This window comes from Synechococcus sp. PCC 7502 (genome assembly GCF_000317085.1).
Classification (GTDB): Bacteria; Cyanobacteriota; Cyanobacteriia; order Pseudanabaenales; family Pseudanabaenaceae; genus PCC-7502.
In genome coordinates, this window is sequence record NC_019702.1 from 1,653,365 (window position 1) to 1,667,203 (window position 13,839).

A 13,839-nucleotide genomic window follows, 5' to 3' on the forward strand; every position below is an offset into this window, starting at 1 on the left:
CAAAAATAAATCAAAAATAAATATGAGATAGTGGAAATTATAAAATCACTACAATGAGTATATATGCTTAAAAGTAAATGTGTTATGAAATTAATATATTTTTAATAATTAATGAGTGAATACTCACCTAAATTAAATCCTATTTAAATCTTGCCCATAATTTCTAAAATCTAATCAATTTAATCAATAGTGTCAATTCTTTGAAATAAAGGCTTAAATTCACTTAATATTGTCGTAGATTTCAGTATCCCCCAGCCAGTGTTTTCCCACGACGGAGGCTTAAGTTCATCAAAATCTAGGCATAATTGTCGATATATTTCTTTACTTAGATTCGGAATAATTGGTGATATTAGATAGGCGGCTATGCGAATGATTTCCAAAATACTATACAAAAGTTCATTTACTTCAGCATGCTTGCCCGCTTTGAATAATTTCCAAGGGGTGGAGTCGTCAATTAATTTGTTGCAATCCCGAATCACCTCTAAAATTTGTTCACAGGCGGAACGAAACGAAAGGTTGGTATAGGCAATAGTTACCCGATCTCCCAAGCTTATAGCCTTAGATTTAACAGGTGCGATTAGGTCTCGTATATTTGGATCAAGATTATTAGGATTAGTGTCTGGAATTTGGCGATCGCAATACTTAGTAACCATACCTAAACTCCGATTCAGGAGATTTCCTAAGCTATTTGCCAAGTCAGCATTTACACTGGAAATAAATCGGTCTTCACTAAAATCACCATCTTTGCCAAACTCAATTTCCTTTAAAAAATAATAGCGAATGGGATCGGCTCCATATTTTTGGACAAGGGCATAGGGATCAATAATATTACCAAGGGTTTTACCCATTTTTACCCCATCTTTGGTTAATAAGCCATGACCAAAAATTCTTCCAGAAATTTCTAAGCCTGCGGACATTAGCATTGCGGGAAAATATACGGCATGGAAGCGGAGAATATCTTTACCAATAATATGTAATTTAATTGGATACCAAGTTTTTAAAGCATTGGCTAAGGTCGGTTCATCATCGGGATCAAGTAAAGCGGTAATGTATCCCAGTAAGGCATCAAACCAAACATAGATGGTATGCTGCGGATCATTGGGCATGGGAAAACCCCAAGTGAGATTAACCCGTGAGATCGAAAAATCCGTTAAGCCCTGGGCGACAAAACCTAAAACCTCATTGCGTCGAGATTCAGGCTGAATAAAATTGGGGCGATCGCGATAAAGTTGCTCCAGTTTTTCTTGATATTTAGATAGGCGAAAAAAGTAATTAGCTTCGTCTCGCCACTCGCAGGCAACGGAGGTATGAATGTGACAATGGTGTTCGGCTAAAAGTTCGCGTTCTTCTTTAAATTCTTCACAGGCGACGCAGTACCAACCCTGTTGTTGACTTAAATAAATATCTCCAGTGGCATAGACAAGTTGAAAAAATTCATTGACGATCGCTTGATGACGTAAATCGGTAGTTCTCGAAAATCGATCATATTTAATATTTAGCTGCTGCCAAAGACTCTGGAATTCTGTAACTATGCGATCGCAATGGTCTTGAGGTGAAATATTTTGTTCTTCCGCAGTACGCTGAATCTTCTGCCCATGCTCATCGGTACCAGTAATAAATAGAGTGGGATGACCACGCAGACGATAAAAACGAGCTAAAGCATCAGCAGCAATCGTGGGGTAAGCACTGCCAATATGAGGCAAGCCATTTACATAGTAAAGTGGAGTAGTGATTGCGATATGCTCAGAATCCTGAGAATTCATAAATTAAATATGGAGATGGAAGATTAAACCTTTAATCTAGCACAGGTAAAAAACTCCAGATAAAAACATCTAGTTTATGAATAGTCTTTACTATTAGGGGTAAATGTTAATCTTTTCTGCTAATGTCTAAGAAAATTAACTTTTAGAATTAATTAAGAGATACAAGCCAATGAAAGCAGTAGTTAGCTTTTCAATCGTCGCCCTCTTGGCGATCCTCACCCTTTGCACATTTGGTATTTCTGGCAATGCCGTTAATGCCAACGAATTACCTAAGACAAATTTTATTAAAGTAGATTCCAGTAAGATCGATCTTAATAACTCTAATATAAACGCCTTTAAAAAAATTAGTGGATTTTACCCAACCCTTGGTAGAATTTTGATCCAAAATGCTCCCTATAAATCTTTAGATGATGTTCTGAATATTCCCGGTTTAACCGAGGCGCAGCAGCAAAAAATCAAAGATAATGCCGATAAATTTACCCTCTATCAGCCAGATAACTCTCTAAATCGGGAACGATACAATAATTCTCTGTATAGACTTTAAAACATTAATTTAACCTAGATCAAAAATCATCATAATCAGCTCGAGCATTTAGGTTTCGGGCTTTTTTTGTTTGCTTATAGTTAAGGCGATCGCATCTGCAAGCATAACATTTGGCATTTTCCAAGTTGATAGGCAGTAATTTTTATCATAAATCTACTATTTATACTTGTAATTAACGTAGATTAAGTGTATTAATAAACTAAATCACTTACCACCATTAAGCCAATGTCGATTAGTCCTTTAAATCTGACAAGAAGAAATTTGACAAGAAATTTGGTAAATCGGAAGCCAGCTAAGCCAACTACTATCAATGCCCTTGGGCAGTCCCTAAAGTCCGCAAATAGATTAAGTGCTTCTATTAAAGGTTTCTTTAGATTGGCATTAGAATTTGGGCAACAGCTTTGGTGGAAGGCTAAAGCCACAATCATTCTATTATCAGTACTTCTACTTTCTGCGATCAGTTTAGCAATGCTCTGGCTCCAGCATAAGTTTTATAAGCTAACTACCAAAAGCTAATTAGTAGAGGCAGATGTCCAAATCTACGCTATGCTTCTGGACATATAGTGGTTTTAGTGTTAAGAATAGTTTTAATATATCTCAACGGGAAAGGCATATAAGAGCATGAGTATCGTAATCAAAGATGTTTCTAAGAGTTTTGGCAGCTTTCAAGCCCTTGATCAGATTAACTTAAGTGTGGAAGATGGGGCATTACTAGCATTATTAGGACCCTCTGGTTCAGGCAAGTCCACCTTGTTACGGGTGATGGCAGGCTTAGAGAGCGCAGATCAAGGTAGCGTATGGCTTGATGGAGTTGATACTACCCACGCTCCCGTGCAAGAACGCCAAATTGGATTTGTATTTCAGCACTATGCCCTGTTCAAACATCTGACTGTGCGTGAAAATATTGGGTTTGGGTTGAGTATCCGTAAGGCTCCTAAAAAAATAATTCAGGCTAAGGTTGACGAATTATTAGAGCTTGTGCAACTAAAAGGTTTAGGCGAACGATATCCTTCCCAGCTCTCAGGCGGACAAAGACAAAGGGTGGCACTGGCACGATCGCTTGCGGCAGAACCCAAAATTTTATTCCTTGATGAACCATTTGGTGCATTAGATGCCAAGGTACGCAAAGAGCTACGAGCATGGCTACGGAGACTCCATGATGAAGTTCATGTCACCACAATTTTTGTTACCCATGATCAAGAAGAGGCAATGGAAGTCGCCGATACAATTGTTGTCATGAATAAGGGTAAAATTGAGCAAGTTGGCACACCTGCCGACATCTATGATCGCCCCGCTTCTGCCTTTGTAATGCGTTTTATTGGTGAGACAAATACTGTGAGCAATGCCAAAGCTTTATTCCCATTTATTGAAATCCCTGAGGAAAATCATGTTTTCTTTAGACCCCACGAAATCTTAATCCAAGCTGAACCTGAGTCAGACTTTACCCCCGCACAGGTGTCTCAGGTATCTAACCTTGGTTGGAAAGGACAAGCAGAATTAATCCTCCAAGATGGGCAAAGGCTGGTGGTACAACTTGAACGGGAAGTCTTTAACCTATTGCAATTGCAACCTAAGCAGAAAGTATTTGTTAAACCAACTCAACCTAGAGCTTTCCCTGCAGTCGCCTAGTTGGCGGTGGTTCTATCAGGGTTAATATTACTAATTAGCGGGTTCTTAGCTGGCGCAATTACGGGGTTATTGGGCATGGGGGGAAGTTTAATGCTTGTTCCTGTGATGATGTCCCTTAGCTTTGAACCTGTGCAAGCTGTAGGTAGTTGTAGCCTTGCCATGTTTATTACCACAATTAGTGGTAGTTGGAGCAATTGGCAATCTGGGAACTTAGGATGGCAGCAAGTTTTAACCATTGGTATCCCTGCATTGATAACAGCCCAAATAGGGGTATATCTAGCAAGTGCGGTTTCTCCAGAATTTTTACTGTTGGTGATTGCTTTATTAATTGCGATCAATATCTACTTTAAACTCAAGCCTGTGGTTCAAAATCAGGCAAAAAATTACATAACTAGCGAATCAAAAATCCCAGAAACTCAGAAATTTAAGAATTTATTTGCCTTTACCTCCCTTGAACATCTTAAGCAGATAGCGATCGGTACTATGGCTGGTTTAATTTCAGGATTAGTGGGCATTAGTGGTGGGGTGGTGATTGTGCCTAGTCAAATATTATTATTGCAAACTGAATACGAAGTGGCGGTGCAAACCAGTGTTGGCGTAATGATTCTAAGCACTGGTTCTGCTTTCATTGGGCATAGTCTTAATGGTCATGTATTGCTAAAAGAATCCTTAATTTTAGGAAGCTCAGGTGTTTTAGGAATTCAATGTGGTACATGGCTATTAATAAACTCTCGCAGAATTGTCAACATTAGCTCTCAATCTGTCTTAGTAATTTTGATTTGTGGCTATTTAACTTGGCAGACTTTGATCGGAGTGGATAAGCAACTTTCTTTGGAGATGAGCCAGCAGAGGAAAATACCTAATTAGGCAGCATAGTTTTCTTCCCCAGCTTATTGATTTCTAATATATTCTGCTCTACGAGAAAATACAGTATCATCTTGTAGATACAGAAATTTCTTGCTCAATATATTTCTAATACATTAAAAGGGCAGCTAAAGTTTTTAATTGGTTAGGCTAGGGGGTAAATCTAGTTCATTTTGGAGTAGCGAATTTGCAAAAAATGCCTTTCCTTAGCTTTTGATAAAAAAGTAGATAGTCATACTAAAACCGACAAATATAACAAAACGGCGTATGTAAGTGGGATTTAGTTTTTGGGCATAGTAAGCACTTAAATAACCACCTAAACCAGCACCGATCGCCATTAAAATTGCCGCATGCCAATTAATAATTCCCGCAATTACAAAAGGAACAATTGCCATACCGTTAATTAATGCAGCTAATACGGTTTTAATCCCATTCATTTTATTGATATTTTCCATTCCCATTAGGGATAGTAATGCCAACATTAAAATGCCAATCCCCCCACCAAAGAAGCCCCCATATAGAGCGATCACCCCTTGAAATACAGGCATTCCATACTTACTTAGGCTATTAGTACTTTCAGAATCAGGTAACTTAGAGGTTTGGGATTTTAGCCACTGAGTTAGGGATTTACTAAAGGTAAATAGCAATGTGGCAGAAAGCAAAAGATAAGGGAGTAACTTAACAAATAGATTTTGCGGAGTATTCAACAAGACAATTGCGCCCAAAATACCGCCGATAATACTGATGACCACCAAACTTAAAAACTCTGGATCACGCCAATTAACTTGATTACGATAGGCTCCAACACTAGCGATCGATCCAGGTAAAAGCGCAACCGTACTGGTGGCATTGGCATTAATCGGTGATACTCCAGCAAATATTAGAGCGGGGAAAGAGATAAAACTACCTCCGCCTGCGATCGCATTTAATCCTCCTGCCAACACCGCTGATCCAAAGATTAATATTTGCTGAAAGCTGTTCACTTGTAATCTATCAACACTTAAGAATTTAGCTTTAGAGTTTAGCTGTGGGGCTAGTTATAGCATAACTTAAGCTTATTTGTTTGTAGCAAACATTTTTTACTCACATTTAAGAATAAAACTCAAAATAAAAAAGAGAGGCAAGATAATACCTCTCCAATACAAGTTAAAACTTGAGAACTTCTTAGAAACGGCTAGAAGTTGGCTTGTGGACGATAAAGCTCATGGTTTGGCATTGTTTGACGTTATCAAAACCAATCACGCGGATAAAAGAGTTGGAATACTCAGAACGACAAGCTTGAATTTCGCTTAATACTTCTTGAGTAGATTTTGCACCAAATAAAGGTAGCTTCCACAATGTCCAGAAATAAACAGTAGGCTCAGAAGTTTCGTTGAATTCGATCGCAGGAATAAAACCTTGGCTTAGGATGTACTGAATTTGTTTAGCAATCTTAGCATCGGTCAAAGGAGGTAAGTAGGAGAGGGTTTCGTAACGACGCTCTTTAGGAAGGGTTTTCATGATTTGAGTTCTTATTGAATGGGTTTGAGTAGTTGGTTGATTAAACTAATTGATTAGACTAGTTAATCTAGTTAATTAAATGGCATCTGGATCGGAACTTTCGGTACTGAGATTAAACTGAGTTACTTTTTCTAGGTATTGACATCGGTGCTTCATATTGGCTTGAGCGATCGCAGCGATTGTCATTTCAGGTAAAAACTCTGTAACTTCTTGAGCTAAGTGTTCTCTTACCGTCATGATGCGAAAAGCGAGGGGCTGCTCCACTCCCATTAACTCTTGGATGTATGCTTCTCCATCTTGGATTTTAGCCGTTGAAGAGAAATTACTCAGCCAAATTGCTAAGGGGGGATTAGTTTCACTTAATTGCGATATTACGACTTTCACTGCCTGATAGGTCAAGTAACTAGACAGAACCTTTGTTGTATCTTTTGCAACCTGTTTTAAATCCATGGTTCGCCAAGAAGAATTTGAATAGATGAGAACTAACTAAAATTGATTAGGCTTAGATAGCTCTCACCATAGCTAAATGCCATCAATTAGACGGTATCCACAGCCTCAAATTCAAACTTGATTTCCTTCCATAGTTCGCAAGCAACAGCAAGTTCAGGAGACCACTTAGCAGCTTCACGAATAATATCCCCACCTTCACGATAAAGGTCACGACCTTCGTTACGAGCTTCAACGCAAGCTTCCAATGCCACACGGTTAGCGGTTGCACCAGGTGCATTACCCCAAGGATGTCCTAAAGTACCACCACCAAATTGCAGAACAGAATCATCACCAAAGATTTCCACCAGAGCAGGCATGTGCCAAATGTGGATACCACCAGAAGCTACAGCCATTACCCCAGGCATAGAAGCCCAATCTTGGGTAAAGTAAATACCACGGGTTTTGTCTTGTTCTACATAATTTTCACGCAATAGATCGACAAAGCCTAAAGTAATTGCCTTATCACCTTCTAATTTACCAACAACGGTACCAGTGTGAATATGGTCACCACCAGACATACGCAAGCACTTAGCCAATACACGGAAGTGAATACCATGATTTTTTTGACGGTCAATTACAGCGTGCATAGCACGGTGAATGTGAAGTAATACACCATTATCACGACACCAGTGGGCAAGCGTAGTATTAGCAGTAAATCCAGCCGTTAAGAAGTCATGCATAATGATTGGCATATTGAGTTCTTTAGCAAACTCGGCACGCTTTAGCATTTCTTCCACAGTACCAGCAGTAACGTTGAGGTAGTGTCCTTTGATTTCGCCAGTTTCGGCTTGAGCTTTGTGAATAGCATCAGCTACAAACAGGAAACGATCGCGCCAACGTTGGAAAGGCTGAGAGTTAATATTTTCGTCATCTTTCGTAAAGTCAAGACCACCACGTAAGCACTCATATACTGCACGACCGTAGTTTTTAGCAGATAGACCTAATTTGGGCTTAATAGTACAACCGAGTAAAGGACGACCATACTTGTTGATTTTGTCCCGCTCTACTTGGATACCATGAGGAGGTCCTTGGAAAGTTTTGAGGTAAGCAACAGGAATGCGTAAATCCTCAAGACGTAGAGCTTTTAATGCTTTGAAACCAAATACGTTACCAACTAAGGAGGTTAATAGGTTGGTTACAGAGCCTTCTTCAAACAAATCCAAAGGATAGGCGATATAAGCAATAAACTGGTTATCTTCACCGGGTACGGGTTCGATGTCATAACAACGACCTTTATAGCGATCAAGATCAGTTAAAAGATCAGTCCACACAGTTGTCCATGTACCTGTAGAAGATTCGGCGGCAACAGCTGCTGCTGCTTCTTCAAAAGGCACACCTGGCTGTGGAGTAACACGGAAGGCTGCCAGAATATCTGTGTCTTTAGGGGTGTAGTCGGGAGTGTAATAGGTTAACCGATAGTCTTGAACCCCAGCTTTGTACCCAGCTTTTGCCTGAGTCTTTGTCTGCGAATACGCCATGTTTTTTTCCTGTTGTGTAATTTAATATCAATTCTAATTTTGACTGATAATTCGAGAGCTTATTAAAAGTCGCCCCTTCAATGCAGCGCATAGTTTGAATCTATCATTCACAAAACTCTCCGATTTGATCCAGAGAATGATTTTTTGTAAATGGGCTAGTTAAATGTCAATATGTCAGCTTAGATGACTGTAGTATAAAAGGTACTCAAACTTCAATAAGTTAAACATTGCAAGTTATTGACAAATCTATAAGTTTTATTAATATCCTTGTAATTCTATTTAACATAGTTACTAATACTACTTACTTGATTGACACGATGTAAATGAGCATTCTCTCCTATTTCATCCAAATTTCAGTGGTTTTATTTGAGGAATGGGCGATCGCCTCTCAATCTCTAAATCGCTATAATTAAGCCACTAATCTACTAGGTTAATAGGTTCAAAACTATGGTCAGCACTGTAATTTCTGCTTCTAAAGTTATGTCCCTTGAAGAATGGACACTTAACCCACCCAGTAGCGGAATTGAATGAATTGATGGGGAACTCGCAGAAAAAACAGGTATGACATTACTCCACAGCAGAATTCAAGGCAGAATCGTTAGGCTATGGGGTAACTATGTAGAATCATCTGGAATTGGCGGCGAGGTCTATACACCCGTATTACCCCAAAGTTTTCCTTTAATTGCTGAGATAGTCTCACCTACGGACATTGCCAATGAAGTGTTTGCTAAAGCCGATGAATATTTAGAGTTTGGTTGCGAAGAGGTTTGGTTAGTATTTGCCAAAGAGAAATGGATTATTGTTGTCACCCATACCTCCCGTATTATCTATGCTGCGGAGGAAACCTTAACTTCTCAGGTTTTAAAGGGTTTTAGTACCACAGTAAATGCTTTACTAGGCTCATAGAATTTGAAAGATTTTGCAAGGTTTACTGCATGAAATTTAGTGAGCTAATTATTGCCTTGGGTTTAGGAGAAAATTTAAGCCTTGATTATGGTGATCCAGAAATTTCTGGAGTTTCTACTTTATTAGAAGCTCAGCCCAAGGATTTAGGTTTTTTAGAAAGTAGTCGCTTTTTTCCGCAACTAACTGAAACTAAAGCGGGAGCATTATTTATTAATACCGATCCACAGGTTTTAGAGCTGGTTAACTCCCTTAAGATTCCCTATCTATCGGTACCACAGCCTCGGCTTTTATTTGCAAGGGCGATCGCTTTATTTTATCCACCTAAACCCGCTAAATCTGGTATTCATCCCACCGCCGTAATTGAATCTGATGTGGAAATTGGCGCAGAGGTTTATATTGCCCCCCACGTGGTAATTGGCTCAGGTTCTAAAATTGGGAATGGTGTAGTTATATACCCTAATGTCACTATTTATGAAGATGTAATCATTGGCGATCGCACTGTTCTCCATGCTAATTGTGTAATCCATGAACGTAGCGAAATTGGTAAAAATTGTGTAATTCATAGTGGCGCAGCAATCGGGGCTGAAGGATTTGGCTTTGTTCCCAGCAGTGATGGGACTTGGGCAAAAATGCAGCAGGTGGGTAAAACTATTCTGGAAGATAATGTGGAAGTAGGATGTAATGCAGCAATTGATCGAGGTGCGGTGGGCGATACCCGCATTGGGAAAGGTAGCAAAATTGATAATCTAGTCCAAATCGGTCATGGTTGCCAACTAGCAGAAAATTGTTTGATGGCAGGACAGTCAGGCTTAGCGGGGGGGGTAAAACTTGGCAGAAATGTGATCTTAGCAGGGCAAGCAGGTATTGCTAATCATATTAAAGTGGGCGATCGCACGATAATTGGAGCGCAATCAGGGGTGGGACAAGACCTAGATGCTAATTTACAGATTTTAGGTGCACCTGCGATCGATGCTAAAACCTTTATTAAAGCTGCTGCTTTATTTAGGCGGTTACCAGAAATCTATAAAATTGTCAAAAACTTACAAAAACGTTTTCAAGACTAGCTTAAATAGTTTATCAATTTGTGATATATTTACACTCTCTTTGAGAAAAAGAAGGGCTTTGAGATAATAAGGGTGACTAGCGCAACGGTAGCGCATCGGACTCTTAATCCGCTGGTTCTGGGTTCGAATCCCAGGTCACCCATCCAAGACGCACTAACACTTTCAGTCAATAAAACTTTACCTAGCAAGTGTTTGAACGGATGACCTTATGGCGGTTTGTACTGTTTTATGCTTTTATATGCTGTCTTTATTAATGTCCCAAGAATTGTCCTAGGCGGTTGTCCCGTATGTCCCCACTCAAAACGCCTGCTGCTGCTAACGATCGCCTCAAGTCTGGCAATATACGAATTAATATTAATTACCTAGTTTTGTGAGATTACATTGATATAAATATCCAGCAGCATCAGTTGCCAGAATAGTCTTATCATCCATAAACAGAACCCCTGTAATTCCTACGGATGATATTTTCTGTTCTTGTAACACTTTACCTGTGATCGATGAAATAATCCTGACATAGCCTTTATCATCAGCGATCGCAATAATGTTTTTGGAACTAATATCCAGACTACTAATTTGCGAATTAACTTGCAACAGCTTCCTAATTTGTCCGTTATCAATATCAATTTGTGCCAAATCGCCTGTGAAATATCCAACTATTAATTTATTACCCGATTCAAAAAACTTTAAAGCATTAATTCGGCTTTCTATGGGCTGAAATTTTACAGAATCAACTTTTCCTTTGGAAATATCTTTTGGTAAAAAAAGAACTACAATCTCTCCACTATCATAGCTAACTGCAAATTTAGATGTATTGGCGGTATTTGTAGGAACAACTGCTAAATTTCTAGCAACCCCGATTGAACGATATATTTTATAACTATCACCCGTAGTCTCTAATAAACTCTTAAGAAGATTAATTTGAACTGAGCCATCATCGGAAGAAGATATTAGATAATTATTAGTAATAAAGGAATCAGTAACAGCAGCTTTATGAATTGGGATCGAAAAATTCTGACCAGCATTAACAAGGGATGCGTTACCCGAATATATTGCTGAAGAAATTATTGATTGTCCATTCCAAACCCCGTACCTAGACTTAAATAGTTTGCCACATTTATCTAAGTAAATATTTTTTTGTGGTTCCAAGCTTGTATTCAGAATAACTAAATTGCAGTTTTCAAAACCTACTACTAATTGCTTATTAATTTTACTTTGATCAATAAAGCTAGGACTACCATATCGACTTAAGTCAATTTTTTTGATAATAAGATCTTGCTCTTGAGCTAGAGACTGAGAAGTTTCAAATCCACCTAAAAAAATTAGAGAAAATAGAAATAAAATTAATCTCTTTTGATTAAAGTTTTTATTAAAAATATTGAAAATTTTTTTTAACATGCCCATAATTAACTAAATTTAACTCCAGTTTTTTGTTCTAACTTAGACTTAATTAGTGATTTCGCCTGTGAATTAAGTTGATTATAAATTGACTTATATATTGGGATTAATTTTTGCACTGCTTCAGAGCAATCTGGTTGAGTCGCAGTCATACCATACTTTGTTGTCAATTCTTTATAAATAGCAGAGTTATAATCTTCCTGTGCTTTAATTTGCTTTGCTTGATATACAGGTAATAATTCTGAAATGACTTTACGATTAGATTGAGATAACTTATTCCAAAAGTTAGAGTTAAAAAAAGTGTTATAGCCCGACCAAGCGTGATTAGTCATATTCAAATATTTAGTAACTTCATACAGGGCAAATCCTTTTGCTATTGATAATGGATTTTCTTGAGCTTCTACAATCTGATTTTTAAGAACATCATAGACTTCATTCATCGTAAAAAACTTGGGATTGGCACCGAGGGCTTGCATTGCTTGTTGAAAGTCATTAGATGGGGGAATCCGAATAATTAAGTCTTTGAAGTTATCTAAGTTATAAATGGGTTTTGCTGCAACGGATGTAATATTACGCATCCCATTATCAAAAGTACCCTTGGGTAAATACTTGAGGTTATATTTAGCAACTGAGCGATCAAGAATTTCGGCAAAAACAGGTTGATTAATTATTTCAAAAACTTCCTTAGAAGATTGATAGATAAACGCTAGATTTTGAATGCCAATTACATCTGAAGCTAATTTATCAATAATTGGAGCCGCCACACTTACAACCTCAAATCGTCCAGTTGATACCAATCGTACAGCTTGGGGATCGCCACCTTGAAGCGCAGCATCCTGAGGCAGAGGAGAAATGAAAAGTTCGCCATTGGTTTTCTCAAAAACATCCAGCCATAGGGCTTCTAGGTTTTGATGTAAGGGACTAGATTTCGGCTGATTATGGAGATGAAAGGCTTTAATTTTAGCTTTCCCATAATTTTTTCCGTATTCTCCGGGAAGTCCTAATACTTTTTCTAATTCAGTTTCAAGGCTAGTATCTGATAATTTTGTATCCTTGGCAGCTAGTTTTTCCACTCCAATGGCTGTAAGGGAGGTTACACCTGCCATTAATAAAAAATTTTTACGGGAGAATTTCATCACACTTTACCTCTCAAATAAAATATTAGTTATATGAACAAATAAAAAAATGAAATCTGATAACTGTCTTTAGAGTATCTGTATGCAGTATCTTAAGACTCTTTTAAGTAAGGTGCCCATAATATAACTTTGTGTCATATTTAAAATTGACAACTCCATTACTCGAATGTTCAGCAAATAGTTCTTGAAGCAAAGTAGTCATTGCCTTAAACTGACGATTATCGTCTAAGGGTATATAAGAAGAGGATAAAGTTCTTCCAAGTAGTCCGTCATAATCAAAAATTTGCTCATTAGGAAACTGTTTAAGTTGATATTTAGAGTGACCAAAGAACTCATTCAAAATGTCTTCATTTACATTTTTATGATTGACTTGTTCATAATCAGTACTATTTTTAAGTAAAAAATATTCATATGCTTTTAAAAAAGGAGTCGTATCAGTTTGACGATCATTCCAAATCAGCACTACCCAAGACTGGGGATTTAATAGCCGCAAAAACTCACGTCTAGCTTTTTGTAGATCAAACCAATGAAAGGACTGTCCTGCCACAATAAAGTCGATACTAAGAGACTTAAGAGTAGTTAATTCAGCGGAACCGTCTATACTAGTAAAGTTAGGATATAGTTTAAGTAAGGACTCAGCCTCCGTCCGCATTTCTCTATTAGGCTCAACCCCAAATACCTGATTGCCATTTTTCAAGAAAAGTTCGGATAATATACCAGTTCCTGAGCCAATGTCTGCAATGACCGATGAAGGCGATAAATCTAGTTGATGTGACAGATAACCAATAATTTCATTAGGATAAGAGGGTCGGTACTTGTTGTAATACATGACCCGGCTAGAAAATCTTGTTTCTGCATCTGTAACTTTATTTGTGTCCATTATTGTTCCTCAAAAAACAGGGCTTTATCTAAAAATACTTGAATTATAGGAACTCTCTATGTTCTGCTGATTTGCTTAATGGGGTTAAGACTCAGGTTGAGTTGTGGCATAGGGATTCAGAAACACGTTGTCTGATTTATAACTTCTTAACTATGTAATACTTCTCAATGTTCGATTTGAGTTTAGTTACA

15 protein-coding genes and 1 tRNA gene are annotated in these 13,839 nt (G+C 38.0%); 8 read left to right on the top strand and 8 right to left on the bottom strand.

The window, feature by feature from the left end; translation table 11 throughout:
• Positions 1 to 179: 179 nt before the first annotated feature.
• Positions 180 to 1,763: a methionine--tRNA ligase gene (metG, locus tag SYN7502_RS08150; RefSeq protein WP_015168374.1), complete on the bottom strand. Its 1,584-nt coding sequence runs from the start codon at positions 1,761 to 1,763 to the stop codon at positions 180 to 182.
• A gap of 169 nt (positions 1,764 to 1,932) precedes the next feature.
• On the opposite strand from metG, the gene psbU reads away from it, so the two are divergent.
• From psbU to SYN7502_RS08170, 4 genes are all read left to right on the top strand, one after another.
• Positions 1,933 to 2,307, top strand: a complete 375-nt coding sequence (gene psbU, locus SYN7502_RS08155; protein WP_015168375.1) for a photosystem II complex extrinsic protein PsbU — start codon at positions 1,933 to 1,935, stop codon at positions 2,305 to 2,307.
• Between the two features lie 225 nt (positions 2,308 to 2,532).
• Positions 2,533 to 2,823 (top strand): hypothetical protein, encoded by a 291-nt coding sequence (locus SYN7502_RS08160; protein ID WP_015168376.1) that lies wholly within the window; start codon positions 2,533 to 2,535, stop codon positions 2,821 to 2,823.
• Between the two features lie 105 nt (positions 2,824 to 2,928).
• Positions 2,929 to 3,936 (top strand): sulfate/molybdate ABC transporter ATP-binding protein, encoded by a 1,008-nt coding sequence (locus SYN7502_RS08165; RefSeq protein WP_015168377.1) that lies wholly within the window; start codon positions 2,929 to 2,931, stop codon positions 3,934 to 3,936.
• Positions 3,937 to 3,942: 6 nt separating this feature from the next.
• Complete coding sequence (locus SYN7502_RS08170; RefSeq protein ID WP_246828990.1) at positions 3,943 to 4,803, top strand: sulfite exporter TauE/SafE family protein; 861 nt, start codon at positions 3,943 to 3,945, stop codon at positions 4,801 to 4,803.
• 203 nt (positions 4,804 to 5,006) lie between these two features.
• Here the strand turns inward: SYN7502_RS08170 and SYN7502_RS08175 are convergent, their stop codons facing one another.
• The 4 genes from SYN7502_RS08175 to SYN7502_RS08190 form a co-directional block, all read right to left on the bottom strand.
• Positions 5,007 to 5,783 (bottom strand): sulfite exporter TauE/SafE family protein, encoded by a 777-nt coding sequence (locus SYN7502_RS08175; RefSeq protein WP_041429323.1) that lies wholly within the window; start codon positions 5,781 to 5,783, stop codon positions 5,007 to 5,009.
• A 181-nt stretch (positions 5,784 to 5,964) separates the two neighbouring features.
• The gene (locus SYN7502_RS08180; RefSeq protein ID WP_015168380.1) at positions 5,965 to 6,300 is read right to left on the bottom strand and encodes a ribulose bisphosphate carboxylase small subunit; all 336 of its coding nucleotides are present in this window, start codon (positions 6,298 to 6,300) and stop codon (positions 5,965 to 5,967) included.
• A gap of 75 nt (positions 6,301 to 6,375) precedes the next feature.
• Entirely contained in the window at positions 6,376 to 6,750 is a 375-nt protein-coding gene (gene rcbX, locus SYN7502_RS08185; RefSeq protein WP_015168381.1) for a RuBisCO chaperone RbcX, read from the bottom strand.
• An 86-nt stretch (positions 6,751 to 6,836) separates the two neighbouring features.
• Complete coding sequence (locus SYN7502_RS08190) at positions 6,837 to 8,267, bottom strand: form I ribulose bisphosphate carboxylase large subunit (RefSeq protein WP_015168382.1); 1,431 nt, start codon at positions 8,265 to 8,267, stop codon at positions 6,837 to 6,839.
• A gap of 561 nt (positions 8,268 to 8,828) precedes the next feature.
• Here SYN7502_RS08190 and SYN7502_RS08195 point away from each other — a divergent pair.
• The 4 genes from SYN7502_RS08195 to SYN7502_RS20185 all read left to right on the top strand — a co-directional run bounded on the left by SYN7502_RS08195 (position 8,829) and on the right by SYN7502_RS20185 (position 10,603).
• Positions 8,829 to 9,173, top strand: a complete 345-nt coding sequence (locus SYN7502_RS08195; protein ID WP_051023599.1) for a Uma2 family endonuclease — start codon at positions 8,829 to 8,831, stop codon at positions 9,171 to 9,173.
• A gap of 29 nt (positions 9,174 to 9,202) precedes the next feature.
• Positions 9,203 to 10,237, top strand: coding sequence for a UDP-3-O-(3-hydroxymyristoyl)glucosamine N-acyltransferase (gene lpxD, locus SYN7502_RS08200; protein ID WP_015168383.1), 1,035 nt, complete (start codon positions 9,203 to 9,205; stop codon positions 10,235 to 10,237).
• 70 nt (positions 10,238 to 10,307) lie between these two features.
• Positions 10,308 to 10,379 (top strand) — tRNA-Lys (locus tag SYN7502_RS08205).
• Positions 10,380 to 10,465: 86 nt separating this feature from the next.
• A complete protein-coding gene (locus SYN7502_RS20185; RefSeq protein WP_168130343.1) occupies positions 10,466 to 10,603 on the top strand; it encodes a hypothetical protein in 138 nt (45 codons plus the stop codon).
• On the opposite strand, the gene SYN7502_RS08210 is transcribed toward SYN7502_RS20185, so the two are convergent.
• From SYN7502_RS08210 to SYN7502_RS08220, 3 genes are all read right to left on the bottom strand, one after another.
• The gene (locus SYN7502_RS08210) at positions 10,592 to 11,632 is read right to left on the bottom strand and encodes a WD40 repeat domain-containing protein (protein WP_041430048.1); all 1,041 of its coding nucleotides are present in this window, start codon (positions 11,630 to 11,632) and stop codon (positions 10,592 to 10,594) included. The two genes, SYN7502_RS20185 and SYN7502_RS08210, sit on opposite strands and share 12 nt — an antisense overlap.
• Before the next feature lie 8 nt (positions 11,633 to 11,640).
• Entirely contained in the window at positions 11,641 to 12,768 is a 1,128-nt protein-coding gene (locus SYN7502_RS08215; protein ID WP_015168385.1) for a DctP family TRAP transporter solute-binding subunit, read from the bottom strand.
• Between the two features lie 103 nt (positions 12,769 to 12,871).
• On the bottom strand, positions 12,872 to 13,648 hold the full coding sequence (locus tag SYN7502_RS08220) for a class I SAM-dependent methyltransferase (RefSeq protein WP_015168386.1): 777 nt from the start codon (positions 13,646 to 13,648) through the stop codon (positions 12,872 to 12,874).
• Positions 13,649 to 13,839: the final 191 nt, after the last annotated feature.